Annotated in this window: 18 protein-coding genes and 2 rRNA genes; 12 read left to right on the top strand and 8 right to left on the bottom strand. The window is 68.5% G+C overall.

Annotation, left to right across the window (positions count from 1 at the left end; translation table 11 throughout):
* The first annotated feature begins 96 nt into the window (after window positions 1–96).
* From KNO15_RS08190 to KNO15_RS08175, 4 genes are all read left to right on the top strand, one after another.
* A 23S ribosomal RNA gene (locus KNO15_RS08190) occupies window positions 97–3208 on the top strand.
* Window positions 3209–3342: 134 nt separating this feature from the next.
* Window positions 3343–3459 (top strand): 5S ribosomal RNA (gene rrf / locus KNO15_RS08185).
* 1121 nt (window positions 3460–4580) lie between these two features.
* Complete coding sequence (locus tag KNO15_RS08180; RefSeq protein ID WP_241702991.1) at window positions 4581–5192, top strand: hypothetical protein; 612 nt, start codon at window positions 4581–4583, stop codon at window positions 5190–5192.
* Window positions 5167–6186, top strand: a complete 1020-nt coding sequence (locus KNO15_RS08175; protein ID WP_241702989.1) for an HAD-IIA family hydrolase — start codon at window positions 5167–5169, stop codon at window positions 6184–6186. The genes KNO15_RS08180 and KNO15_RS08175 overlap by 26 nt, the downstream gene beginning before the upstream one ends.
* A gap of 20 nt (window positions 6187–6206) precedes the next feature.
* Here the strand turns inward: KNO15_RS08175 and KNO15_RS08170 are convergent, their stop codons facing one another.
* The gene (locus tag KNO15_RS08170) at window positions 6207–7199 is read right to left on the bottom strand and encodes an o-succinylbenzoate synthase (RefSeq protein WP_241702986.1); all 993 of its coding nucleotides are present in this window, start codon (window positions 7197–7199) and stop codon (window positions 6207–6209) included.
* A 57-nt stretch (window positions 7200–7256) separates the two neighbouring features.
* On the opposite strand from KNO15_RS08170, the gene KNO15_RS08165 reads away from it, so the two are divergent.
* The 3 genes from KNO15_RS08165 to KNO15_RS08155 are packed head-to-tail and all read left to right on the top strand — an operon-like array spanning window position 7257 to window position 10424.
* Window positions 7257–8168 carry a 1,4-dihydroxy-2-naphthoyl-CoA synthase gene (locus tag KNO15_RS08165; protein WP_241702984.1) on the top strand — a complete coding sequence of 304 codons (912 nt, stop codon included), beginning with the start codon at window positions 7257–7259 and terminating at the stop codon, window positions 8166–8168.
* 40 nt (window positions 8169–8208) lie between these two features.
* The gene (locus KNO15_RS23320; RefSeq protein WP_241702982.1) at window positions 8209–9414 is read left to right on the top strand and encodes an AMP-binding protein; all 1206 of its coding nucleotides are present in this window, start codon (window positions 8209–8211) and stop codon (window positions 9412–9414) included.
* 26 nt (window positions 9415–9440) lie between these two features.
* Window positions 9441–10424, top strand: a complete 984-nt coding sequence (locus KNO15_RS08155) for a 1,4-dihydroxy-2-naphthoate polyprenyltransferase (protein ID WP_241702979.1) — start codon at window positions 9441–9443, stop codon at window positions 10422–10424.
* Here KNO15_RS08155 and KNO15_RS08150 read toward each other — a convergent pair.
* Window positions 10412–10807 carry a DUF4229 domain-containing protein gene (locus KNO15_RS08150; protein ID WP_241702976.1) on the bottom strand — a complete coding sequence of 132 codons (396 nt, stop codon included), beginning with the start codon at window positions 10805–10807 and terminating at the stop codon, window positions 10412–10414. The genes KNO15_RS08155 and KNO15_RS08150 overlap by 13 nt on opposite strands.
* A gap of 42 nt (window positions 10808–10849) precedes the next feature.
* Here KNO15_RS08150 and KNO15_RS08145 point away from each other — a divergent pair, with 42 nt between their 5' ends.
* Window positions 10850–11206, top strand: coding sequence for a PLDc N-terminal domain-containing protein (locus KNO15_RS08145; protein WP_241702974.1), 357 nt, complete (start codon window positions 10850–10852; stop codon window positions 11204–11206).
* Window positions 11199–12998, top strand: coding sequence for a 2-succinyl-5-enolpyruvyl-6-hydroxy-3-cyclohexene-1-carboxylic-acid synthase (menD, locus tag KNO15_RS08140; RefSeq protein WP_241702973.1), 1800 nt, complete (start codon window positions 11199–11201; stop codon window positions 12996–12998). Before KNO15_RS08145 ends, menD begins: the two co-directional genes overlap by 8 nt.
* Before the next feature lie 18 nt (window positions 12999–13016).
* Here the strand turns inward: menD and KNO15_RS08135 are convergent, their stop codons facing one another.
* The gene (locus tag KNO15_RS08135; protein WP_241702971.1) at window positions 13017–13931 is read right to left on the bottom strand and encodes a LysM peptidoglycan-binding domain-containing protein; all 915 of its coding nucleotides are present in this window, start codon (window positions 13929–13931) and stop codon (window positions 13017–13019) included.
* A 92-nt stretch (window positions 13932–14023) separates the two neighbouring features.
* Between KNO15_RS08135 and KNO15_RS08130 the strand changes: the two genes are divergently transcribed.
* Window positions 14024–14569, top strand: a complete 546-nt coding sequence (locus KNO15_RS08130) for an acyl-CoA thioesterase (protein WP_241703890.1) — start codon at window positions 14024–14026, stop codon at window positions 14567–14569.
* Window positions 14570–14600: 31 nt separating this feature from the next.
* Here the strand turns inward: KNO15_RS08130 and KNO15_RS08125 are convergent, their stop codons facing one another.
* On the bottom strand, window positions 14601–15971 hold the full coding sequence (locus KNO15_RS08125) for an FAD-binding oxidoreductase (RefSeq protein ID WP_241702969.1): 1371 nt from the start codon (window positions 15969–15971) through the stop codon (window positions 14601–14603).
* A gap of 81 nt (window positions 15972–16052) precedes the next feature.
* On the opposite strand from KNO15_RS08125, the gene KNO15_RS08120 reads away from it, so the two are divergent.
* The gene (locus KNO15_RS08120; RefSeq protein WP_241702968.1) at window positions 16053–17006 is read left to right on the top strand and encodes a DNA-3-methyladenine glycosylase family protein; all 954 of its coding nucleotides are present in this window, start codon (window positions 16053–16055) and stop codon (window positions 17004–17006) included.
* Window positions 17007–17037: 31 nt separating this feature from the next.
* On the opposite strand, the gene KNO15_RS08115 is transcribed toward KNO15_RS08120, so the two are convergent.
* The 3 genes from KNO15_RS08115 to KNO15_RS08105 form a co-directional block, all read right to left on the bottom strand.
* Window positions 17038–17592 (bottom strand): SRPBCC domain-containing protein, encoded by a 555-nt coding sequence (locus KNO15_RS08115; protein ID WP_241702966.1) that lies wholly within the window; start codon window positions 17590–17592, stop codon window positions 17038–17040.
* 96 nt (window positions 17593–17688) lie between these two features.
* Window positions 17689–19275, bottom strand: coding sequence for a phytoene desaturase family protein (locus tag KNO15_RS08110; RefSeq protein WP_241702964.1), 1587 nt, complete (start codon window positions 19273–19275; stop codon window positions 17689–17691).
* Window positions 19272–20210: a LysR family transcriptional regulator gene (locus KNO15_RS08105; protein WP_241703889.1), complete on the bottom strand. Its 939-nt coding sequence runs from the start codon at window positions 20208–20210 to the stop codon at window positions 19272–19274. The genes KNO15_RS08110 and KNO15_RS08105 overlap by 4 nt, the downstream gene beginning before the upstream one ends.
* A gap of 162 nt (window positions 20211–20372) precedes the next feature.
* Between KNO15_RS08105 and KNO15_RS08100 the strand changes: the two genes are divergently transcribed.
* Entirely contained in the window at window positions 20373–24080 is a 3708-nt protein-coding gene (locus KNO15_RS08100) for a proline dehydrogenase family protein (RefSeq protein ID WP_241702962.1), read from the top strand.
* A gap of 21 nt (window positions 24081–24101) precedes the next feature.
* Here KNO15_RS08100 and KNO15_RS08095 read toward each other — a convergent pair whose 3' ends face one another.
* Entirely contained in the window at window positions 24102–24347 is a 246-nt protein-coding gene (locus tag KNO15_RS08095) for a hypothetical protein (protein WP_241702961.1), read from the bottom strand.
* Window positions 24348–24349: the final 2 nt, after the last annotated feature.

Genomic DNA, 24349 nt, shown 5'->3' with positions numbered 1-24349 from the left:
GCAGTACTTCATGTACTGACTTATAGATCATTGGTCAATCTGCGTCAGAGTCTGCTTCGGCAGATGAGACGTCGATCGATTCTAAAACTCATGTGATTTCAAATTTCTAAGAGCAAACGGTGGATGCCTTGGCATCTGGAGCCGAAGAAGGACGTAGTAATCTGCGATAAGCCTCGGGGAGCTGATAAACGAGCTTTGATCCGAGGATCTCCGAATGGGGAAACCCCGCTGGGCCCGCAAGGTGACCCAGTGACTCCCGCCTGAATATATAGGGCGGGTAGAGGGAACGTGGGGAAGTGAAACATCTCAGTACCCACAGGAAGAGAAAGCAAAAGCGATTCCGTTAGTAGTGGCGAGCGAAACCGGAAGAGGCTAAACCGATCATGTGTGATAGCCGGCAGGCGTTGCATGGTCGGGGTTGCGGGACTTTTCAGCAGCTTCTGCCGAACTGCAAGCGTTACAGAGGATCATAGGCGAATGGCATTGAAAGGCCAGTCATAGAGGGTGCCAACCCCGTAGCCGAAATGGTCCAATGGCGCGAAGAGTATCCCAAGTAGCACGGGGCCCGAGAAATCCCGTGTGAATCTGTCAGGACCACCTGATAAGCCTAAATACTCCCAGATGACCGATAGCGGACAAGTACCGTGAGGGAAAGGTGAAAAGTACCCCGGGAGGGGAGTGAAATAGTACCTGAAACCGTTTGCTTACAAACCGTTGGAGCCTCCTTGTAGGGGTGACAGCGTGCCTTTTGAAGAATGAGCCTGCGAGTTAGCGATATGTGGCGAGGTTAACCCGTGAGGGGTAGCCGTAGCGAAAGCGAGTCTGAATAGGGCGATTCAGTCGCATGTCCTAGACCCGAAGCGAAGTGATCTATCCATGGCCAGGTTGAAGCGACGGTAAGACGTCGTGGAGGACCGAACCCACTTAGGTTGAAAACTGAGGGGATGAGCTGTGGATAGGGGTGAAAGGCCAATCAAACTTCGTGATAGCTGGTTCTCTCCGAAATGCATTTAGGTGCAGCGTTGCGTGTTTCTTGCCGGAGGTAGAGCTACTGGATGGCCGATGGGCCCCAAAAGGTTACTGACGTCAGCCAAACTCCGAATGCCGGTAAGTGAGAGCGCAGCAGTGAGACGGTGGGGGATAAGCTTCATCGTCGAGAGGGAAACAACCCAGACCACCAACTAAGGTCCCTAAGCGCGTGCTAAGTGGGAAAGGATGTGGAGTTGCACAGACAACCAGGAGGTTGGCTTAGAAGCAGCCACCCTTGAAAGAGTGCGTAATAGCTCACTGGTCAAGTGATTCCGCGCCGACAATGTAACGGGGCTCAAGCACGCCACCGAAGTTGTGGCATTGACATTATTGGTAGGCCTTCGTGGTCCAGCCGTGTTGATGGGTAGGAGAGCGTCGTGTGGCGAGTGAAGCGGCGGTGTAAACCAGCCGTGGACGCCACACGAGTGAGAATGCAGGCATGAGTAGCGAAAGACGGGTGAGAAACCCGTCCTCCGAAAGACCAAGGGTTCCAGGGCCAGGCTAATCCGCCCTGGGTAAGTCGGGACCTAAGGCGAGGCCGACAGGCGTAGTCGATGGACAACGGGTTGATATTCCCGTACCGGCGAAGAACCGCCCAAGCTAATCCAGTGGTGCTAAGAGTCCTAATCCTGGACACGGATCCCTTCGGGGTGAAGGTCTGGGCCTAACGCTCGACCCCATGCTGGTGCGGCTAGCGTATTAACAGGTGTGACGCAGGAAGGTAGCCCAGCCGGGCGATGGTTGTCCCGGTGTAAGTGTGTAAGCCGAGAGATAGGCAAATCCGTCTCTCACATAGGCCCAGGCACGATGCGTAGTCGTAAGACGAAATGGGTGATCCTATGCTGCCAAGAAAAGCATCGACGCGAGGTTCCAGCCGCCCGTACCCCAAACCGACTCAGGTGGTCAGGTAGAGAATACCAAGGAGATCGAGAGAATCGTGGTTAAGGAACTCGGCAAAATGCCCCCGTAACTTCGGGAGAAGGGGGGCCTGAGGCGTGAACGGACTTGCTCCGGGAGCGTTTGAAGGCCGCAGAGACCAGTGGGAAGCGACTGTTTACTAAAAACACAGGTCCGTGCCAAGTCGCAAGACGATGTATACGGACTGACGCCTGCCCGGTGCTGGAAGGTTAAGAGGAAGGGTTAGCTTCGGCGAAGCTCAGAATTTAAGCCCCAGTAAACGGCGGTGGTAACTATAACCATCCTAAGGTAGCGAAATTCCTTGTCGGGTAAGTTCCGACCTGCACGAATGGCGTAACGACTTCCCAGCTGTCTCAACCGCGAACTCGGCGAAATTGCACTACGAGTAAAGATGCTCGTTACGCGCAGCAGGACGGAAAGACCCCGTGACCTTTACTATAGTTTGGTATTGGTGTTCGGTGTGGCTTGTGTAGGATAGGTGGGAGACTTTGAAGCGGGCACGCCAGTGTTCGTGGAGTCAATGTTGAAATACCACTCTGGTCACTCTGGATATCTAACTTAGAACCGTAATCCGGTTCAGGGACAGTGCCTGATGGGTAGTTTAACTGGGGCGGTTGCCTCCCAAAAAGTAACGGAGGCGCCCAAAGGTTCCCTCAACCTGGTTGGCAATCAGGTGTCGAGTGTAAGTGCACAAGGGAGCTTGACTGTGAGACTGACAAGTCGAGCAGGGACGAAAGTCGGGACTAGTGATCCGGCAGTGGCTTGTGGAAGCGCTGTCGCTCAACGGATAAAAGGTACCTCGGGGATAACAGGCTGATCTTGCCCAAGAGTCCATATCGACGGCATGGTTTGGCACCTCGATGTCGGCTCGTCGCATCCTGGGGCTGGAGTAGGTCCCAAGGGTTGGGCTGTTCGCCCATTAAAGCGGTACGCGAGCTGGGTTTAGAACGTCGTGAGACAGTTCGGTCCCTATCCGCTGCGCGCGTAGGAAATTTGAAAGGATCTGACCCTAGTACGAGAGGACCGGGTTGGACGAACCTCTGGTGTGTCAGTTGTTCCGCCAGGAGCACCGCTGATTAGCTACGTTCGGGATGGATAACCGCTGAAAGCATCTAAGCGGGAAGCCGGCCTTGAGATGAGATTTCCATGCCTTCGGGCGAGAGGCTCCCAGCTAGACTACTGGGTTGATAGGCCGGATGTGGAAGTGGGGACTAAAGACCCATGGAGCTGACCGGTACTAATAAGCCGATAATTTGATAATCACCACTCTCATACTGTTGTAAGGCTGGTATGAGGGGCCATGAGATTGCACGCGTCCACTATGTGGTTCTCGATGTACGGTCGAGAACTGATTCAAGCGAAGCTTGATCGTTCACTTTGATACATCAATTGTGTTTCGGCGGCCATAGCGAGAGGGAAACGCCCGGTTACATTCCGAACCCGGAAGCTAAGACTCTCTGCGCCGATGGTACTGCAGGGGGGACCCTGTGGGAGAGTAGGACACCGCCGGACTTCTTTGTGAGATGGCCACCCAGTGATGGGTGGCCATTTCGCGTTAACAGGACAATTTCGCGCGAGCGGTTCCTTGCGCGATCCACGCACCTAGGCTGGGCAGAGACCCGCCACCTCGACAGGGAGAAGTCGTGAGCGATACACCGGCAGACGACGACCGGACGTCCGCGTCCCGCGGCGACGACCGCGGCCGCGGGACCGGTCGTGGGCGACGCGACGACTCCTCCAGCGGAGGGCGTTCGCAGAGTGGCGGCCGCTCGTACGACCGGGGTGGGTCGACCAATCGCGGCGGCTCCGGCCGGGGCGGCGCCTCCGACGGAGGGCCGCGACGTGACTCGTCCGGACAGGGACGCGGGCGTCCCGACACGGGCGACGGATCTCCGCGACGGAACAGCACTGGCGGGCCGTCTCGCTCGAGCGGAGCGTCCCGTTCGGGCGATCGGGACCAGCAGCGAGAGGGCAGCTGGAACCGAGACGGTCAGCGCGGCGGCGCCAGCGGCGGAGGCCGCGGCGGGCAGCACAGCCGGGACGGCCAGAGTGGTGGACAGTATCGCCGCGATGGCCAGGGTGGCGGTGGACAGTACCGCCGCGACGGCCAGGGTGGCAGTGGTCGGTACGGCCGTGATAGTGGCGACGCACGCGGTGGCCAGCGCGGTGATCGGCCGCAGCGTGATGGTGCTCCGCGCGGTGATCGGCCGCAGCGTGATGGTGCTCCGCGTCGGGGTAGTGGCTCGCGTCAGGGCGGATCATGGGATTCGAACCGGAAGCCCACTGCCGGCGGCGGATACGGCGGTCGGTCCGGCGGCCAGGACGGACGTCCGGGCGGAGCGCGATCAGGAGGAGCGCGTTCGGGCGCTGGACGATCGGGCGCTGGACGCTCCGACGACAAGCTCTGGACGAAGGGCGGCCGGCCGGCGCGCGGCGACCGGGACGCGCGTGACCACGAGTACGAGCTGACCGAGGAAGAGAAGCGCGCTCGTGAGCTGCGCTCGGTTCGCCCCCGGCACGACGACCCCGACCTCCCCGCCGATGTCGATGCCCGCGACCTCCCGAAGGAGGCGCGCATCGAGCTCAAGACGCTGAGCAAGGACAACGCGGAGTGGGTCGCACAACACCTGATCATGGCCTCACGGCTCATCGACACCGATCCGGAGCTCGCGCACCGTCACGCGTTGTCGGCGTCCCGTCGAGCCGGTCGGATCGGAGTCGTCCGGGAGACACTCGCGATCACGGCGTACGCGACCGGCGACTTCGCGCTGGCCCTGCGGGAGCTGCGCACCTACCGCCGGATCACCGGGTCCAACGACCAGATCGCCCTGATGGTCGACAGTGAGCGCGGCGTCGACAGGCCTGACCGTGCGCTCGAGCTCGGGCGATCCGTCGACCGGGCGAGCCTCCCGAGCGACGTGCAGGTCTCGCTGGCGATCGCGATGTCGGGCGCCCGCCTCGACCTCGGCCAGGACGAGGCGGCGCTCGCCGAGCTGGAGATCCCGCAGCTCGACCCGAACCGTGCGTTCAGCTGGAGCCCCGACCTGTTCCACGCCTACGCGGAGGTGCTCGAAGCCCTCGGCCGCGACGCCGACGCCGCCACCTGGCGCGAGCGCGCGGAGCGTGCCGAGATCGCCCTCGAGGAGGCGCACGCCGACGCGGAGCTCGAGACCATCCAGGTCATCGAAGAGGACTTCGAGCTGGAGGGTGAGCCGGACGATGGCGCTGTTTCGACGGACGAGTGAGGTCGCGTCGCCGCTGACCGGCGTCGACCTCGTGCTGGCCGATCTCGATGGCGTGGTCTATACCGGACCGAATGCGATCCCACACGCGGTCGACAGCCTCAACGGAGTCGCCGAAACCATTCGTGTCGGTTACATCACGAACAACGCCTCCCGTACCGACGCATCCGTCGCCGCACACCTGAGCGACCTCGGTCTCCGAGTGGAGCCGCGAGACGTGGTGACGTCGCCGCAGGCTGCGGTCCGGCTGCTGAGCGAGCACGTGCCGGCGGGGTCGACGATCCTCGTCGTCGGCGGCGACGGCCTCGTCGATGAAGTGCAGAAGGGCGGATTCGCTGTCACCCGCTCCGCCGACGACGACCCTGCCGCAGTGATCCAGGGCTTCGCGCCGGAGGTCGGCTGGGCGCAGCTGGCCGAAGCGGCGTTCGCCTTGCAAGGCCGCAGCGACAGCGAGCGCCCGTGGATCGCGACGAACACCGACTGGACGATCCCCGTCGCGCGCGGGATCGCGCCTGGCAACGGCACACTCGTGTCGGCGGTGCACACCGCAGCGGGCCGCCTGCCGCTGGTGGCGGGCAAGCCGGAGGTGGCGATCTTCCACGAGGCCATCGCTCGGTTCCAGGCGAGCAAACCCCTGTTCATCGGAGACCGACTCGACACCGACATCCTCGGTGCGAACCGCGCGGGGATCGCCTCCGTGCTCGTCCTGACCGGGATCGATCGCGCGAAACAGCTTCTCGCGGCCGACGCGGACTCCCGGCCGACCTACATCCTGCGCGACCTGCGGGGCCTCGGCGAGCCGTATCCCGAGGCGAAGACCGCACGAAACGGCGCAGTGACCGTCGGAAAGTCGACGGTCGCGATCGAGGGCAACGACGTCCGCATCATCGACGAGGGCGACGACGAGCTCGACCTGCTGAGAGCCGCGTGCGCGGTGATCTGGAGTTCGGGACGTGCCATCTACGGCCTCGAGGTCCCGGAACGCCTCTACGCCTGACCGGCCTGCCGCGGGCGGCGTCAGAGCGCCGTCGCGCGTTCGACCAGTCGGTAGCAGCGGCGGACGCGATCGAGCCACCAGTCACGGCGGTCCGCCGGTGCGCTGAGCCGATCGAGCTGAGCAGCCGAGACCTCCGGGCGCTCCACACGGATGGCGCCATCCACCGGAACGATCGGCTCCACCGCGACATCCTCTTCGAACATCGCCACGGTACCGAGTCCACAATCGAAGTCGAGCGCAGGGACCGCGGACGCCAGCCGAGCGCCCATCGCGATGCCGATGGAGGTGTCCAACGCACTGGAGACGACGACGGGGAGGCCGGCCTCGGCGACGATCCGGAGGGCCGCGTGAACTCCGCCGAGCGGCTGCGCCTTGATCACGAGCAGGTCGGCAGCACCGGCGCGGGCCACGGCGAGCGGATCGCTCGCCTTGCGAACGCTCTCGTCTGCGGCGATCGGGATGTCCATGTAGCGCGTGCGGGCGCGGATCTCGGCGAGTTCCTCGACGGTCGCGCACGGCTGCTCCACGTACTCGAGGTCGAATGTGGCAAGCGCGTGGATGGCGTGCTCGGCCTCGTCCACGTTCCACAGGGCGTTCGCGTCGATCCGGATGCGCCCCTCCGGCCCCAGCCGATCGCGGACGGCTCGAACGCGAGCGATGTCATCGGCGAGCGTCTGGCCCGGCTCGGCGACTTTGACCTTCGCCGTGCGTGCTCCGGGGTAGCGGTCGAGGATCATCGCCACGGCCTCGGCGGCGACCGCGGGCACCGTCGCGTTGACCGGGATCAGCTCCCGCAGTGGAGCGGGTTGGGCGCGCCATCCGAAGTCGATGGCGGCGTGCAGCCAGGCAGAGGCCTCCTCGTCGCGGTACTCGACGAACGGGGAGAACTCAGTCCAGCCCTCCGGCCCCTCGAAGAGAACGGCCTCGCGGAGCGTGATTCCGCGGAACCGCGCCCGCATCGGGAGCTGGACGACGCGAGCCGTCCCTAACAGGTCGTCGAGGTGCGCCAGCATTCCACAAGTTTGGCACGCGGGCCTCCGCCGGGATCGGCACGATCGTAGGCTTGGGGCATGTCTTCGGCAGTATCAGAGCTCTTCGATTCCGAGGTGTGGAAGGACGTCCCGGGATTCGGGGCGCTCACCGACATCACCTACCACCACGACCTCACCGGAAGGATCGCGCGTGTCGCTTTCAACCGGCCAGAGGTGCGCAACGCGTTCCGCCCGCACACGGTCGACGAGCTCTATGCCGCACTCGACGATGCACGAACCAACCCGCGCATCGGCGTGGTGCTGCTCACCGGCAACGGGCCGAGCCCCAAAGACGGCGGCTGGGCCTTCTGCTCGGGCGGCGACCAGCGTATCCGCGGCCGCGACGGCTACAAGTACGCCGACGGCGAGACGGCCTCCGGGATCGACAGTGCGCGGAGCGGTCGCCTCCACATCCTGGAGGTGCAGAGGCTGATCCGGTTCATGCCCAAAGTCGTCATCGCGGTGGTCCCTGGCTGGGCCGCCGGCGGAGGCCACTCGCTCCACGTGGTCTGCGACCTCACGATCGCGAGCGCGGAGCACGGCAGGTTCAAGCAGACCGACGCGGACGTCGGGTCGTTCGACGCCGGCTACGGCAGCGCCTACTTCGCGCGCCAGGTGGGGCAGAAGTTCGGGCGGGAGGTGTTCTTCCTGGCTCGGGAGTACTCCGCGCAGCGCGCCTACGAACGGGGAGCGGTGAACGCTGTCGTGCCCCACGCCGAACTGGAGGAGACGGCCGTCGAGTGGGCGGAGGAGATCCTCACCAAGTCTCCGACGGCCATCCGAATGCTCAAGTTCGCCTTCAACGCGGTGGACGACGGGCTCGTCGGTCAGCAGGTGTTCGCGGGCGAAGCGACACGCCTGGCCTACGGCACCGACGAGGCGGTCGAGGGGCGTGACGCGTTCCTCGAGAAGCGCGAGCCGGACTGGTCACCGTTCCCGTGGCAGTACTGACGGAGCCGGCGGTGCCGGCTCTCGGCGGCGGGGTGGGCGTGTGACGCGGGAGTACCGGGTGGTCGACGCGGGGCGGCCCGACGAGGTGTACGTCGCGCTTCGTGCGGCGCTCACCGACGGGGGTTCGGCGGTCGTTCCGCGGAGCACAGCGGAGCGGGTTTCACCGCAGGGTGTTTCGGCGGAGGGCGTTTCAGGGGAGCGGCAGGCGTGGCCGGGGCACGGTGACCGGGCGCCGCAGAATGTCGCGCTCGTCATCGAGACCTCGGGGTCGACCGGTGTTCCGAAGCGGGTCGCGCTCTCCGTCGACGCCCTTCTTGCGAGCGCGGCGGCCTCGGCCGGCGCCATGGGAGGTCAGGGGCAGTGGCTGCTGGCGCTTCCGGCGCACTACGTCGCGGGGGCACAGGTACTCGTGCGCTCACTCGCGGCGGGCACGGAGCCGGTGTACTACGGCGACGGGCATTTCGACCCGCTGCGGTTCGCCGAGCTGACGGCAGAGCTCGACGACGATCAGCTTTACACCTCGCTCGTACCGGTGCAGCTGGCGCGGGTCGTCGAAGCCGCAGAGGCGGGCGCCCGGGGGGCCGGAACTGCGCTGCGGCGGTTCGACGGCATCCTGGTCGGCGGCCAATCGCTCGATCCTCGCCTTCGCGAACGCGCGGAGACGCTCGGCGCTCGGCTCCTGACCACGTACGGTTCCAGCGAGACAGCGGGCGGCTGCGTCTACGACGGCGTCCCCATCGGGACGACGGTCGTGCGCGCCGTGGACGGTCTGCTCGAGATCAGCGGGCCGACGCTGGCCGAAGGATACGTCGGCGACGACGAACGGACCGCGGCGTCCTTCCACGAAGACGGAGGCGTCCGCTGGTATCGCACGGGCGACCTCGGCGACGTCGTCGACGGGCGGGTGATGGTGCGCGGGCGCTCGGACAACGTGATCATCTCCGGGGGCGAGAAGGTGCTCCTCGACTCCGTCGAGCGCATCGTCCGGGGGGTGCCGGCGCTCGGCGAAGTGGTCGTGGTCGCGGCGGACGACGACGAATGGGGGCAGGTGCCGGTCGTCGTCGCGACGGGAAGCGACAGCATCGCCGACCTCCGCGACCTGGTCGTCCGGGAGCTGGGACGCGCCGCCGCACCCGCGCGCATCGTCACGGTGGCCGACCTGCCACGCCTCAGCAACGGCAAGCCCGACCGCGTGAGCGCCGCACGTCTCGCGCGCGTCGACGGCTCCGCGTCGTCGGAGACATAGCCGTTGTTGTTACGATTCGCTCTGTGATGAGCCAGAACAACTCCCGGATGCAGCGGATGGCGCCACCGCCGGCGCGAGGACCACGTGGCGGCAGGAGCGGGCGCCCTGGGGCAAAGGCATCGGCGGTGCGACCGGCGACGACGTCGGACTGGATAGCCGGTGCACGCCTCCGCACGCTCCCGCTCGCCGTCGCGCCCGTGCTCATCGGCGTCGGGGCCGCCAAGGTGATCGAGGGGGTGGGTATCTGGCACCCTGTGCGATCACTGCTCTGCCTCGCGGTCGCCGTCCTGCTCCAGATCGGCGTGAACTACGCCAACGACTACTCCGACGGCGTCCGCGGCACCGACGAGTTCCGTGTCGGACCGGGCCGACTCACCGGGTCGGGCAAGGCGGCACCGAAGAAGGTGCTCGCCGTCGCCCTCACGTTCTTCGGACTGGCGGCCGTCGCCGGCCTCATCCTCGTCCTGCTCACGCAGTACTGGTGGGTCCTCATCGTCGGCGCGGCGGCCATCGCGGCGGCCTGGTTCTACACCGGCGGCAAGCGTCCCTACGGCTACTACGGGCTCGGCGAAGTCTTCGTGTTCGTCTTCTTCGGTCTGGTCGCCACCGCCGGCACGACCTACATGCTGGCCGGGTCGGTGAACCAGGAGGCCTGGTTCGGCGGAGTGATCGCCGGACTGATCGCGTGCGCCGTGCTCATGGTGAACAACATCCGCGACATCGGCCCCGACAAGCAGGCGCGCAAGCGCACGCTCGCCGTCCTCCTCGGCAACGTGGCCTCGCGCATCGTGTTCTGCGTGTTCCTGCTGGTGCCGTTCGGCATCCTGGCCGTGCTGGCGCTGTTCTACCCGTTCGCGTGGTTCGGCATGTTCGCTTTGCTCGCGGCCCTTCCCGCCTGCGTCATCACGCTGTTCGGCAAGACGCCGCGCGAGCTGATCACCGCCCTGCAGCTCACCAGCATCACGGGGCTGCTCGTGGCGATCGCGCTGGGCGCGGCCTACGCCTTCTGACCGGAAGCGGTACCGCCCCGCTCGACCTCGGACTGTGTCGAGTCGGACCGCGTTGCATCGGACCGTGTCGCGTCGGGCTCAGGACCTTCGGACGACCCGCCCGGGACGTGACCTGCCTCGGACTGCGCTGCGTCGATCGCGGCGTCCTCTTCGTCGTCGGCCGAGGGGGCCGGCTTGTCGCGGTGGCGAGCGGCGTACAGGTCTGACGAGACCGCGTTGCGCGGCTTGCTGAGCAGGATGTACGACAGGCACAGCCCGATCAGAGCAGCGGCGATGACCGCAGCCCACCAGACGATGCCGATCACGAGAAGGATGATCAGCGGCACGACGAACACCACCAGGCGCAGCACGGTGTAGGTCAACCAAGAGGGAATCCGCTTCACCCTCCCAGCTTAGGCACGCTCTCTGAGAGTTACGATGTAGCCATGGTTCGCCTCTGGATAGTCCTCGGCGTCGCAGCCGCGGTTTTCTACATCTATTCGGTGGCAGACTGCGCCCTCTTCGACCGTTCCCGGGTGCGTGGCCTACCCAAGCCCGTGTGGCTCCTCATCATCATCCTGTTCCCGATCATCGGCGGGGTCCTCTGGTTCCTCGTCGGCCGCGGCCGGCGCGCCAGAGCCGAGTCGGCGCGACGCGTCAGCGCTCCGGACGACGACCCGGAGTTCCTCGGCAAGCTCCGGGTCGACCACGACCAGGAAGAGCGCATCAAGCGGCTCGAGAAGGAGCTCGCCGAGCTCGACGACAACGGTCCAGACGACCAGGCCGGCCGACGGGATGGGTGACCCGCGGGTCTCGGAAGAGCCCGCGGACCTCGAAGCCGGCACAGCCGGTCGACTGCCGCGCGTCGACAGCCCAGCGACCGACTATGCGCTCGCCCTGCTGGCGGGCTTCGTGGAGGCCGGCGTCGTCGACCTCGTGGTGAGCCCCGGCTCCCGTTCGCAGGCTCTTGCGCTCGCCGCGGCCGAGCTGGAGCGCTCCGGCGCGGCGCGGCTCCACGTCCGCATCGACGAGCGGGTCGGCGGGTTCCTGGCGCTCGGGCTCACCCGGGAGACCGGAGCACCGACGGTCATCGTCACTACCAGCGGAACGGCGACCGCCAACCTCCACCCCGCCGTGCTGGAGGCCCACGAGGCTGGCGTTCCGATGATCGTGGTCACCGCCGACCGCCCCGCCGAGCTGCGCGGCATCCGGTCCAACCAGACCACTCGGCAGGACGGGCTGTACGGGACCGCGGTGCGATCCACGCGTGACATCCCCGCTCCGGTCGGCGCCGCAGACGAACAGGACGCAGCCCGGTCGATCGCGCACGCGGCGGTGGAGGAGGCTGTCGGAGCCGCGACCGCCGACCCCGGCCCCGTGCACCTCAACGTCGCGTTCCGCGAACCGCTCTCGGTGGCCGTTCCACGCCTCGCCGGCCTCGAGCGCGGAGAACTCCCCGCGACCGCCGGACCTGACGCCCTGGGCCGACCGGTCATCGAGCTCGAGGACGGTCCACTGACCGTGGTCATCGCCGGCGCCGACGCCGGTGCCGCCGCGGCCGACCTCGCGCGCGCCGGCGGGTATCCGCTGCTCGCCGAGGTGTCGAGCGGCTCGCGCTTCGGGCCGGAACTGGTGGTCGCGTACCGGGACCTCCTCCGGGAGGACGACTTCGGCGGCCGCATCGAACGGGCCATCGTGTTCGGACATCCCACGCTCAGCAGGGAGGTCCCCTCACTGCTGCAGCGCGCGGACGTCGAGGTGATCGTCGTCGCCCCGACCGGTGCCGAGGCGTACAACCCCGGTCATCGTGCCCGCGTCGTCGGGGGAGCGGGCGCTCCGGCGACGGTCGACCTCCGGAGCCCGGAGGTCCGCGCGTGGGTGGGCAGCTGGGTGTTCGCGAGCCGCAGGCTCACCGAGGAGGCAGAGCGCTCCGCCGATCCGGCCGCCACCGCCCCCGACGTGCAGAAGGCGCGCTCGTACGCGCCGTCCGACGCCCTCGCGTTCGCGCGCGCAGAACTGGCGGCCGTGCGGGCACCGATCACGCGTCCGCTGCTCGCCGAGGCGATGTGGCGATACACCTGGCCTCATGACCGCCTGGTGCTCGGCGCCTCTCGGCTGATCCGCGACGCCGACCGGCTGGTCCCCGGCAAGAAGGTCGTGGTCCACTCCAACCGCGGGCTCGCTGGAATCGACGGAACGATCGCGACCGCGACGGGGATCGCGCTCGCCAGCGCGGCGGCGGCACGAGCGGAGGGCGGAGCGTCGGGCGTCACCCGCGTGCTGCTCGGAGACCTGGCATTGCTGCACGATGTCGGCGCGCTGCTCGGCGCGCCGGGCGAAGAGCGGCCGCACTTGCAGGTCGTCGTCGGCAACGACGGCGGCGGCACGATCTTCGACGGCCTCGAAGTCGCGGCGACCGCTCCCGCCGACGCATTCGACCGAGTGCTGTACACGCCGCAATCGGTGGACCTGGCCGCGCTCGCGCGAGCCTACGGGTGGGAGCACAGCGTGGCCCGCACGAAGGGCGAGCTGGATCAGGCGCTCTCGGCGCCGCCTCCCGGGCCGAGCATCCTGGAGGTCCCGCTGCCGCGGTGAACCGGCACGCGGGGCGGGTCAGAGGCTGTCGGGATCGAGGTTCAGCTTCGTCGACGCGTACAGGAACTGGTTGCCGCCGTCGCCGGGGAGGTCGGGGTTGAGCCACAGGAGCCACTCGACCGGGATGCCGAAACGATCGGCGACGGCGGTCGTCGTGTCACCCTGCGCGACCTCGTAGCTCTTGGGTGCCCCGCTCGCGGTCTTCGCCGTGACGCTTCCCGCCGCGTTTGTGCGGGCTCCGCCGTCCACCGGGTGGACGTTCGACTGCCGGACCGGCACCGACCAGTGGACCGTGTTGACGGCGAGGACCTTGTTGGGGCCGAGCTCCTGGGGCACGCCGTCGAAGGAGGCGGCCGACGAATAGGTCACCAGCGCGGCCAGGTAGGAGGGCTGGCTGTCACCGATCAGCCCCGTCGACGATTGCGCCGCCGATGTCGGGCCGCCGAGCAGGTGATCGCCGACGCCGTGGTACGTGAGCCCGTCGCCCACGTTCGGCGCGACCTCGATGAGGGTGACGGACACCGGCACCGGGACGGTCGACGTGAAGTTCGTGTACTGGGCGGAGTACGTGTTGTTGCCGTTGGAGACGATGCGGTAATGGAAGTGGATGCTGCCCAGGGGCGACGCCACGTTGCCCTCCGCGACGACCGTGCCCTGCGGCACCGGAGTCAGCGTCGCCGCAGGGACCGGTGTGCTCGTGGGCACGGGGGTGACCGTCGCGAGGCTCCTGCTCTGGCCCAGCGGCGTGCTCGTCGGCTTGGGGGTCTTGGTGTGGGTCGATGACGCGGTCGGTTTCGCGCCTCCGCCGAAGAGTGCGCAGCCGGTGAGCAGCGAAGCCACGGTCACAGCGGCGACGAGCGCCGCCCAGCCCCTCCGCGCGCGTGCTGAATGGTCCGACAGCCGACGACGGCCGTGGTTTGTTCGAAACGACACGATTTCCCCCTCGAAGAACCCTAGCGGGCTTGGAGGCCGTCGACAATGAAGATGAGGTCGCGTTGACGGATCACTAACATGACCGCGTGCACATGATCTTCCGGACGATGCTCCACGCGTTCCTCTCCCGGTTCGGCCCGCGGCTCGATCACTGGGACGTGGCACGGACCCGCTTCCGGGTGCTGCCGACCGACCTCGACATCCTCAAGCACATGAACAACGGGGTCTACCTGTCGATCGCGGACATCGGACGGTTCGACCTGCTCCGCCGGAACGGGGTCTGGGCGATCTTCGAGAAGCGCGGCTGGTATCCCGTCGTCGCGTCGGAGACCATTTCGTTCCGCAAGTCGCTGGAGCTCTGGCAGCCGTTCGTCGTTGAGTCGCGCATCCTCGGTTTCGACGAGAAGGCCGTCTATGTGGAGCAGCGGTTCACCGTCGATGGTGAGATCTACACCCAGGCCTTCATCCGCGGGCGCTTCCTGAAGCGGTCAGGCGGTGTGGTCTCGATCGCCGAGCTGCTCGACGCGGTCGGACCGACCCCGACCGACATGACCGTTCCGGAATGGCTGCTGGAGTGGGGAGCGGACGCCGCACTCCCCTCCACGCGCGCGGAGGCCCCGAGCGTCTGGAGCGAGTGACGACGCCCGCTCGCGGAGAGCGGCGCGCGGCTCAGCTCGGCCCGAACGCGAACACGCGATCGGGGTCGTAGGAGGCACGCACCTCGGTGAGCCGGGCGTACACAGGGGCCGGCCACGCGCTCTCGAAGGTCGACGGGTCGCTGAGGTCGGACGCCCAGTTGACGTTGGTGACGGCGGAGACGCGGTGCTTCAGCGCGCGTGAGAGCGCTTCGGCCGCAGCCGGTGCGGCGCTGTCGAACGTCGTGGGATCGGCGGCGATCGCACTCAGCGTGTAACCGCTGTCGCGCCCGCCGACCGCGGTGCCGTCTGGGGTGTCGCGGCGGGCGGCGCCTCCCAGCTGCCGGATCTCGAGCGCGAGGAACGGGCTGTCGACGCGCGGGCCGGCGACCTCCAGGAGCGTGTCTCCGTCGGCGGCGTCGAAGTCGTCGAGCATGAACCCCCGGATCCACGACGGCGATCCCTGCTCCGGGTCGTTGTGGATGCTCGCGACCGCGGTCGTCGGGATCTCGGCCACGGCGTCGAGGAAGACGGGGGCGGCCTCCCGGATCGGAGCGAAGAGGCGCTCGCCCGTCGCACTGTCGCCCGGGTAGGCGAATCGCACGCTGAGGACCGTGCGCCCGCGCAGGGGCGGAGGCGGCCCGTCGACATCGGGGATCCGCAGGAGCACGACGGACGTCGTGGCCTCCTCGCCCAGACCGGCAGCCCAGTCGACCCAGGCGCGGAACGCCGGCTCGATGGCGTCGCCCTCGAAGAAGACGCTGCCGGCGTACAGCGTGGTGAGCGGGACCAGCTCGAGCGTCATCTCGGTGACGATCGCCAAGCCGCCCTTGCCTCCTCGCAGGGCCCAGAAGAGTTCGGAGTGCGAGTCGGCATCGGCGGTGACGATGTCGCCCTGGGCGGTGACCACCCGGAAGCCACGGACCCAGTCGGCGCTGAAGCCGTGCGTGCGGGCCAGCGGCCCGAGACCGCCGCCGAGGGTGTAGCCGACGGCCCCGACGCTCGTGGAGGACCCGGTGATCGGGGCGAGCCCGTACTGGGCCGTCTGCTCGATGACGGGTGCCCACCGAACGCCGGCGCCGAGCCGGACGAGGCGTGCGGGAGCATCGACGACGATCGAGTCGAGCGCCCGCGTGGAGACGATGAGCCCTCCTGCGATCGGCGACTCCGACCCGTGCCCGGTGGCCTGCACGCGCACCGGGAGGTCGTGCTCGCGCGCGAAGCGCACGGCCTCGGCGACATCGCTTTCGTCTGCGACGGCGACCACGACGTCAGGATCGTGCCGGATGGCCGGATTGAAGCAGGCGACTTCGGCGGCGAGCCCCTCGTCGCCGCGGAGGTAGACGGTTCCCTGAACGCGCTCGCGCAGGCGCGCGAGGGCATCGGCTTGGATTTCGATTCCCATGGGGAGAACGTAGGGGAGACCACCGACACTCGGCCGCTCCTGTCCGCCCGCCGGTCAGCCGTGTGACGTAGCATGCCGTTCATGACCGCTCTGCTCCCCGTCGACGCGCACTCCGGGCGCGCGGTGGAGACGGTCTACCGCCCGGCGGGCGCTCTCGACCTCGCGGGGACGATCGGCCAGCTCGGTCGCGGCCCGTACGACCCGACCACCTCGTGGGACCTGCAGGGGATGTGGCGCACCTGGCGCACGCCCGAAGGGGCGGCGACGCTGCGGATCCTCCGCGCTTCGGCCGACGGCAGTGTCCGAGCCGTCGCCTGGGGTGCCGGGGCGCACTGGGCGATCGACGCCGTTCCCGGCCTGCTCGGCAAGGGTGACGACTGGTCGGGCCTCGACGTGCGATCGCATCCGCTCCTGCGAGACAGCCTGCATCGCAACCCCGGGTTGCGTCTCACGCGCACCGGCCTCGTCCTGGAGGCGCTCATCCCGGCGATCGTCGAACAGCGAGTGACCAGCCTGGAGGCGTACCGCTCGTGGGCGCGCCTGCTGCGCTGGTACGGCGAACCCGCGCCGGGGCCGGCCCCGGAAGGCATGCGCGTGGTGCCGACACTCCAGCAGTGGCGGGGCATCCCCTCGTGGGACTGGCACAGGGCCGGCGTCGACCCGCGCCGCGCCCGCACGATCCAGGCCGTGCTCGCCGTCGCGCCCTCACTCGAACGGGCGATCGGGACCGCGGCCGCCCTCGACGACGCCGAGACGGCGATGCGAACCGTCCCCGGCGTCGGACAGTGGACGGCGGCCGAGACGCTGCAGCGTTCGCACGGCCACCCGGATCTGGTCAGCGTCGGCGACTACCACCTCGCCCACCAGGTCGGGGAGGCCCTCACCGGGTCGCGCGTCGACGACGACGGGATGCTCGAACTGCTCGAGCCGTGGCGGGGCAACCGTCAGCGTGTGGTGCGGCTGATCCTCGCGAGCGGCTTCCGGTTCCAGCGCCGCGGGCCGCGCGTCGCCCTCCAGGACCACCGCTGGCACTGACCGCCGACCGCTGCGGCGATCGTTCGCGCGCTCAGCCGGTCGTGCCGTCCCGCTGCGCTGTGGCGTGCTCGAGCCGGAGGTCGTGGTCGAGGTCACGGCACAGCGTCTGGTAGTGGTCGCGCATCGACGGGTAGTAGTCGTCCCAGTTCGGCATCGCCTTGCCATCGTGGGCGGCGACGAGCCGATCGAGGTAGTAGTCCCAGCCCACGCAGTAGTCGGCGGAGCCGGCGACCGAACGCAGCCGCTGCCCGAACGTGACGGTGGTGTGGCCGCTCGCCTCGGTCAGATGGACGAACATCACGAGGGAATCGGGAGCCTTGCCGACGTCGACGTGGAGGCGGTGCGGTGACTCGCAGAGCATGACCGCCACGTTCTGCCACTCTGCGCCGTCTCCTTCCGCGTTCATGCGGAACTTGACCGCACCGGTCGACCCGGTGCCGGTGTACTCGCCGATCCACTGCGCGAGTCGCGGCGATCTCGTGAAGTACGACCACACCTCCTCGATCGGAGCCTTGAAGATGCGGTCGAGGACCACATAGACCCCGTCTTCCTTGCGAACCAGTCGTCCCGTCGGCTGCGGCAGCATGGTGACCTCCCTGAAGAGCCCCTCCTGAACCTCACCATAGTCACACCGGTTCGATTAAGGCAGTGGGCCGTGCCTGGGTGTCGCGTGCGAGTCCTCTCAATCCTCCAGGACCGCCATCGCGGCGTTGTGCCCGCCGAGTCCGCTCACCGCACCGCCGCGCCGGGCGCCAGAGCCGCACAGCAGGATGCGCGCGTGGCGCGTGGCGACGCCCCACCGCTCGGCGGGGGTGCCGAGCGCGTCGTCGTCCTCGGCGAAGGGCCACGAGAGCGGGCCGTGGAAGATGTTGCCGCCCGGCATGTTGAGCGCGTGCTCGAGGTCGCGGGTGGTCTTCGTCTCGATGCAGGGGTTGCCCTCCCCATCGGTGAGCAAGAGGCTCTCCACCGGCTCGGCGAGGACCGAGTTCAGCGACGCGAGCACGGCATCCTGCAGGCGCTGCCTCGTCGCGTCGTTGTTGTCGTCGGTCAGCCACCGGTCGGGTGTGTGGAGGCCGAAGACGGTGATGGTCTGGGCGCCGCTCTCGGCGAGATCGGGGTCGAGGATGCTGGGGTCGGCGAGCGTGTGGCAGTAGATCTCGCACGGGAGGAGCTCGGGCATCACTCCGCGCAGCATGCCGTCGTGGGCGGCCTCCAGCTGCGTGTAGGTCTCGTTGATGTGGAACGTCCCGCCGAACGCGGCGGCCGGATCGATCGAGGCGTCGCGCAGGCGCGGCAGCCGCTTCAGCAGCAGGTTGACCTTGACCTGCGCGCCCTCCGCGCCCGGTCGCGGCGGGTCGGCGGGCTCCCCGAGCAGTGCGTCGAGGACGTCTGGCGCGACGTTGACGAGGACGTGCCGCCCCTCCACTCGGCGCTCGTGCCCGTTGCGGGTGTACGCCACAGAGCCGTCGGGCCGGATCGACGTGACCTCTGCACCGGTGACGATGCGGGCGCCGGCCTCGCGGGCGACGCGGGCGAGCTCGCCGGTGACCGAGCCCATGCCGCCCACCGGGACGTCCCACTCCCCGGTGCCCTGACCGATCACGTGATAGAGGAAGCAGCGGTTCTGCGCGAGGTCGGGGTCCGAGACGCTGGCGAAGGTGCCGATGAGGGCGTCGGTCGCCGCGACGCCGCGCACGAGGTCGTCGCTGAGGCGCGACTCGATGAAGGCGCCGATCGGGCGTTCGATGAGGGCATCCCACAGCTCGTCGTCACCGACGAGCGCCTTGGCCTCCGTGCGCGTGAGCAGGGGCTCCGTGACGGTCGGCCAGAGCGCACGGGCGACGGCGCCCGTCGACTCGTAGAAGCGGGTGAACCCCTCTGCGTCGCTTGCGGCCCCGATACGTGCGAACGAGGCGGCCGTCGCCTCGGGATCGGTGTTGTCGATCAGGAGCCCCGCGCCGTCCGGGTCGCCGGGGACCGGCGTGTAAGAGGAGTAGCGCCGTCGGGCCAGGCGGATGTCGAGACCGAGCTCGTCGATGATCCGCTGCGGGAGGAGGCTGACCAGATACGAGTAGCGCGAAAGCCGCGCCTCGACGCCGGGGAAGGCCTGGGTGCTGACCGCCGCTCCGCCGACGTCGTCGAGGCGTTCGAGCAGGATGACGCTGCGTCCGGCCTGGGCGAGGTAGGCGGCAGCGGTGAGGCCGTTGTGCCCGCCGCCGACGATCACGACATCGTGGGACGCGGCGGAGGAGGCTGCGGGGTCGGTCATGCGTCAGAGCCTACGGTACGGGTTCGGGGGTGGCGGGCGTGGTCGGCGGGCACCGCCGCGGTGAGCGCGGCGCGCACCGCGACCACTCCGGGGCTCGTCGCCGCCGCGCGTCGGGCGGACGTGAAGATCGTGCGGCGCGGGGTTCCGGGAAGCGGGAGGAGCTCGACATCGGGGCGGCCGCCGGCCCAGACCAGACCGGGGAGCAACCCGACGGCGTTGCCCGACGCGATGAGCCGGATATGGGTGACCAGATCGGCGGTCTCGAAACGGACATCGGGCTCGAAACCCGCGGCACGGCACAGCTGAACGGCCCAGGTGCGCGACACCGTGCCGACGGGTTCGAGCACCCACGGGAGACCGGCGGCGCTCGACAGGTCGGCAGCACGGATGCGGGCGTTCGCGTCGGTCGAGACCGCCAGATGGATGCTGTCGGCGGCGAGCTCCGCCCGGTCGAGGTCTGAACGCAGGGGCCGGGTGCTGCCCGGGTACTGTTCGGCGACCGCCAGGTCGAAGTCGCGCGCGGACACTTCGAAGAGGCCCTGCTCGGGTTCGCGCTCAGTGACCTCCACCCGCAGCGCGGGGTAGTCGCGCGCGAGGGCGTCGATGGCGGCGGGCAGGATCGCGTGAGCAGCGGACTGGAACACCGCGACCCGGACGACGCCGGAGACGGTGGCGCCGGAACCGGCGACGGCGGACTCGGCGGCGTCGAGCGCATCCATGAGCTCTGCGGCCCGCAGCGCGAGGAGCTCGCCCTGCGGGGTGAACTGCAGGCGCCGCCCCGACTTGACCAGGAGGACGACGCCGGTCTCCCGTTCGAGCGCGGCGAGCTGCTGCGAGACGGACGAGGGACTGTACGAGAGGGCTGCCGCGACCGCGGTGACCGTGCCGCGGATCCTCAGTTCGTGAAGCAGGCGCAGCTTGCGGATGTCGAGCACGGTGACCATTCGATTGAGGTGAACGATATCGTTCGGAAACGTTCGCTTTTGCTGATAGTAGCGCCCATCGAGAATGTATCCACAGGCGTCGTCGGCTGTGACTTCTCCACCGATCGGGAGTGGTCCCGCGTCGCCTCAGGAGCGAGGAATACAGTCGTGGACATGGTTGAACACACGGACGAGGTGCGGCCCGCGGCGCTGGCCCAGGAGGCGGTCGAGCTCGTTCGGCGCTGGCTGGCCGAAAGCGGGAGCGGTGCCGGGAGCGGTGACGGCGCGGAGGCGCGCCGCGATCCTGCCGCCGAGCGCCTCGCCGGCGTGCTGCGCGACCCCGACGGCCTCGACTTCGCGGTGGGATTCGTCGACGGCGTCGCCCGCCCTCAAGACCTCTTCGTGGCCGGATACAACCTCCAGCGCGTCGCCAAGAAGATCCCGCGATTGCTGCCGTGGTACATGCGTGCGGCGATCTGGCTCGGCGGCGTCTTCGGGCCCGTCCTGCCCTGGGTGGTCATCCCGATCGCGCGGCGCGTGCTGCGCGCCATGGTCGGCCACCTCGTGGTCGACGCCACTCCGCAGAAGCTCGGCCCGGCCATCGCTCACCTGCGCGCCCCCCGCGACCCCGCCGGCCACGGGGCACGGCTCAACCTCAACCTGCTCGGGGAGGCCGTGCTCGGCGAGACGGAGGCCGCGCGGCGTCTCGACGGCACGCGCGCCCTGCTCACCAGAGACGACGTCGACTACGTCTCGATCAAGGTCTCATCGATCGCATCGCAGCTCTCGATGTGGTCGTTCGACGAGACCGTCGATCGGGTCGTCGAGCGACTCGTCCCGCTCTACGAGTTCGCGGCGTCGTCGCCGGCACCCAAGTTCATCAACCTCGACATGGAGGAGTATCGCGACCTCGATCTCACGATCGCGGTCTTCGAACGCATCCTGAGCCGCCCGCGGCTGCTCGGCCTCGAGGCCGGAATCGTGCTGCAGGCGTATCTGCCCGACGCGCTGGACGCCCTCCAGCGATTGACGGAGTGGGCGACGCAGCGCCGCATCCAGGGCGGAGCCGCCATCAAGGTCCGCGTGGTCAAGGGCGCCAATCTCGCGATGGAGCGCGTCGATGCGGCATTGCACGACTGGCCGCTCGCCACCTACGACAGCAAGCAGGCGACCGACGCCGACTACAAGCGCGTGCTCGACTGGGCGCTCACACCCGAGCACACCGACGCGGTGAAGATCGGTGTCGCCGGGCACAACCTGTTCGACGTCGCGTACGCGTGGCTGCTCGCCTCGCGTCGTGGAGTGACCGACCGCATCGACTTCGAGATGCTGCTCGGCATGGCGACCGCGCAGGCGGAGGCCGTCAAGCGCACCGTCGGCGGGCTCTTGCTCTACACGCCCGTCGTCGACCCCGGCGAGTTCGACGTCGCGATCTCCTACCTCATCCGTCGGCTCGAAGAGAACGCCAGTCACGAGAACTTCATGTCGGCGGTCTTCGAGCTCGATTCCGACCCCGCGCTCTTCGATCGGGAGCGGAACCGGTTCCTGGCGTCGGTCGCCGACCTCGAGGCGGACCCGTTGCCGTACGGTGCCGCGCCCCTGCCCAACCGCAGGCAGGACCGCACGCGCGAGTGGGAGCAGGAGACCGCTGAGTCGTTCCTCCGGCCGCCCGCAGTCGAGGCCGAACCGGCAGCGGCTGAGGGGCTGACGAGCGTGGTGCTCGGGCTCAGCCGCGGGTCGGGCGGCGGGCTGCTCGAGCCGCCGACGGAGGCGGCGGCGCCTCCTGGGGCGGCGCCCGGTTCCGCGTCGGGTGCGTCGGGTGCTCCGGGTGCGCCGGCTGGGACGGCGACGGGGTTCCACAACACGGCGGACACCGACCCATCACTTGCGGCGAATCGCGCGTGGGGCCGCCGCATCCTGGCTCGATCGGTGTCGAGCGAGCTCGGAGCGAGGACCATCGCGGACGCCCAGGTGATCGACGCCGGGCACCTCGACCGCATCATCGCCGCGGTGCGCGCGTCAGGACTGGCATGGGGAGCACGCAGCGGCGCCGAACGCGGCGCGATGCTCGACCGGGCCGGCCACGCTCTCGAGGCCAACCGTGATCGGCTCATCGAGGTCATGGCGGCGGAGACCGGCAAGACCATCGCCGAAGCGGACCCGGAGGTGAGCGAGGCGGTCGACTTCGCCCACTACTACGCCTCGCTCGCCCGTGAGCTCGACGTGGTGCAGGGAGCGCGGTTCGTGCCGTCGGCGCTGACCGTCATCACGCCGCCCTGGAACTTCCCGGTCGCCATCCCGGCCGGGGGAGTGCTGGCCGCGCTCGCCGCGGGCAGCGGGGTGATCATCAAGCCGGCGCCGCAGGCGCGGCGCGCGGCAGCGGTCATGGTCGAGGCCCTGTGGGAGGCCGGCATCCCGCAGGAGATCCTGGCGCTCATCGACGTCGCCGAGAACGAGCTCGGGCAGCAGCTGGTCTCCGATCCGCGCGTCGACAGGGTCATCCTCACGGGCTCCTACGAGACGGCGAAGCTGTTCCGTTCGTGGCGGCCCGACCTCCCCCTGCTCGCAGAGACCAGCGGCAAGAACGCGATCATCGTGACGCCGAGCGCGGACTACGACCTCGCCGTCGCCGACATCGTGAAGAGCGCCTTCGGCCACGCCGGTCAGAAATGCTCGGCGGCGAGCCTGGTCATCCTGGTCGGGTCGGTCGCGCGGTCCGAGCGATTCCGCAATCAGCTCGTGGATGCGACGAAGAGCCTGCGCGTCGGCTACCCGAACGATCCGGTCACTCAGATGGGTCCCCTGATCGAGCCGGCCTCCGGCAAGCTCCTGCACGCGCTCACCACGCTGGGTGCCGACGAAGAGTGGCTCGTCCGCCCCCAGCCGCTCGACGACAGCGGCCGGCTCTGGTCGCCGGGCATCCGCACGGGCGTGCAGCCGGGGTCGTACTTCCACCTCACCGAGTTCTTCGGTCCGGTGCTCGGCATCATGACGGCGCGCACGCTGGATGACGCGATCCGGTACCAGAACGCGATCGAGTACGGCCTCACGGCCGGCCTGCACTCCCTCGACTCCGAGGAGCTGGCGCAGTGGCTGGACACCGTGGAGGCCGGCAACCTCTACGTGAACCGCGGAATCACCGGGGCCATCGTGCGACGTCAACCGTTCGGCGGCTGGAAGCGATCCTCCGTCGGAGCCGGCGCCAAGGCCGGCGGGCCCAACTACCTCATCGGGCTGGGCTCGTGGGAGGCGGAGACGGGCGCCTCGAGTTCCAGCCTGCACCTGCGGGGCCTGGAACCGCGGGTGACGGAGCTCATCGAGTCGGGACAGTCCGCCATGGACTACCCCGCATTCGATCTCGTGCGGCGGTCCGCCCTCAGCGATGCGATCGCCGTCGCCACCGAGTACCACCAGGCGAAAGACGTCTCGGGACTCGGGGTCGAGCGCAACGTCTTCCGGTACCGGCCCGTCCCCGTGGCGATCCGGCTGTCGGAGGGCAGCGGGCTGCCGGAGCTGCTCCGGGTGCTCGCTGCGGGCACGGTCGCTCGCTCGCCGTTCACGGTGAGCACGAGCATCGCCCTCCCGCGCGCGACACTGCAGGTGCTCAAGGCAAGAGAGGTGGAGGTCGTGGTCGAGACCGACGCGCACTGGCTCTCCCGGGTGCGCGGACGCCGCATCACCGCCCACCGCATCCGCCTCATCGGCGGCGACCCCGCCGCACTCGCGGCAGCGCTCGGCGGGACCCCGGACGTCGCGGTCTACAGCGGCGCCGTCACCCCGTCCGGCCGGATCGAGGTGCTGCCGTTCGTCCACGAGCAGGCGATCTCGATCACCAACCACCGCTTCGGCAACCCGACGCGGCTGTCGGAGGGGGTGATCTGAAGGCCCGGCGCCGGTAGCGGGCTACTCCTCTTCCTCCTCCAGCTCGAGGAGCTCGTCTGCGGCGTCCGTATTGCCGGCGGCGGCGAGGCGGCGGAGCTCCTCGAGATCGCCGCGTTCGGCCGCGAGCTCGACGAGGGCGTCCTCAGCGTCGGTGCTGCCGGCGTCCGCCAGGCGACGCAGCCCGGCGAGGTCCTCGCTCTCGATCGCGGCCTCCACCGCGAGGGCGATCTCGTCCGGATCGGACGGGACGGGTGGGATGACGGTCATGA

This window comes from Leifsonia shinshuensis, assembly GCF_022606355.1.
GTDB lineage: Bacteria > Actinomycetota > Actinomycetes > Actinomycetales > Microbacteriaceae > Leifsonia > Leifsonia shinshuensis_B.
The sequence above is the reverse complement of the archived record's forward strand: the minus strand, read 5'-3'. Positions and strand labels throughout refer to the sequence as shown.

Excerpts from the sequence above, each read along its gene's own strand:
- KNO15_RS08180 (WP_241702991.1), top strand. The coding sequence starts at position 4,581 with ATGGCCTCACGGCTCATCGACACCGATCCGGAGCTCGCGCACCGTCAC.
- KNO15_RS08175 (WP_241702989.1), top strand. The coding sequence starts at position 5,167 with ATGGCGCTGTTTCGACGGACGAGTGAGGTCGCGTCGCCGCTGACCGGC.
- KNO15_RS08170 (WP_241702986.1), bottom strand. The coding sequence starts at position 7,199 with ATGCTGGCGCACCTCGACGACCTGTTAGGGACGGCTCGCGTCGTCCAG.
- KNO15_RS08165 (WP_241702984.1), top strand. The coding sequence starts at position 7,257 with ATGTCTTCGGCAGTATCAGAGCTCTTCGATTCCGAGGTGTGGAAGGAC.
- KNO15_RS08155 (WP_241702979.1), top strand. The coding sequence starts at position 9,441 with ATGAGCCAGAACAACTCCCGGATGCAGCGGATGGCGCCACCGCCGGCG.
- KNO15_RS08145 (WP_241702974.1), top strand. The coding sequence starts at position 10,850 with ATGGTTCGCCTCTGGATAGTCCTCGGCGTCGCAGCCGCGGTTTTCTAC.
- menD (WP_241702973.1), top strand. The coding sequence starts at position 11,199 with ATGGGTGACCCGCGGGTCTCGGAAGAGCCCGCGGACCTCGAAGCCGGC.
- KNO15_RS08130 (WP_241703890.1), top strand. The coding sequence starts at position 14,024 with ATGATCTTCCGGACGATGCTCCACGCGTTCCTCTCCCGGTTCGGCCCG.
- KNO15_RS08125 (WP_241702969.1), bottom strand. The coding sequence starts at position 15,971 with ATGGGAATCGAAATCCAAGCCGATGCCCTCGCGCGCCTGCGCGAGCGC.
- KNO15_RS08120 (WP_241702968.1), top strand. The coding sequence starts at position 16,053 with ATGACCGCTCTGCTCCCCGTCGACGCGCACTCCGGGCGCGCGGTGGAG.
- KNO15_RS08115 (WP_241702966.1), bottom strand. The coding sequence starts at position 17,592 with ATGCTGCCGCAGCCGACGGGACGACTGGTTCGCAAGGAAGACGGGGTC.
- KNO15_RS08110 (WP_241702964.1), bottom strand. The coding sequence starts at position 19,275 with ATGACCGACCCCGCAGCCTCCTCCGCCGCGTCCCACGATGTCGTGATC.
- KNO15_RS08100 (WP_241702962.1), top strand. The coding sequence starts at position 20,373 with ATGGTTGAACACACGGACGAGGTGCGGCCCGCGGCGCTGGCCCAGGAG.
- KNO15_RS08095 (WP_241702961.1), bottom strand. The coding sequence starts at position 24,347 with ATGACCGTCATCCCACCCGTCCCGTCCGATCCGGACGAGATCGCCCTC.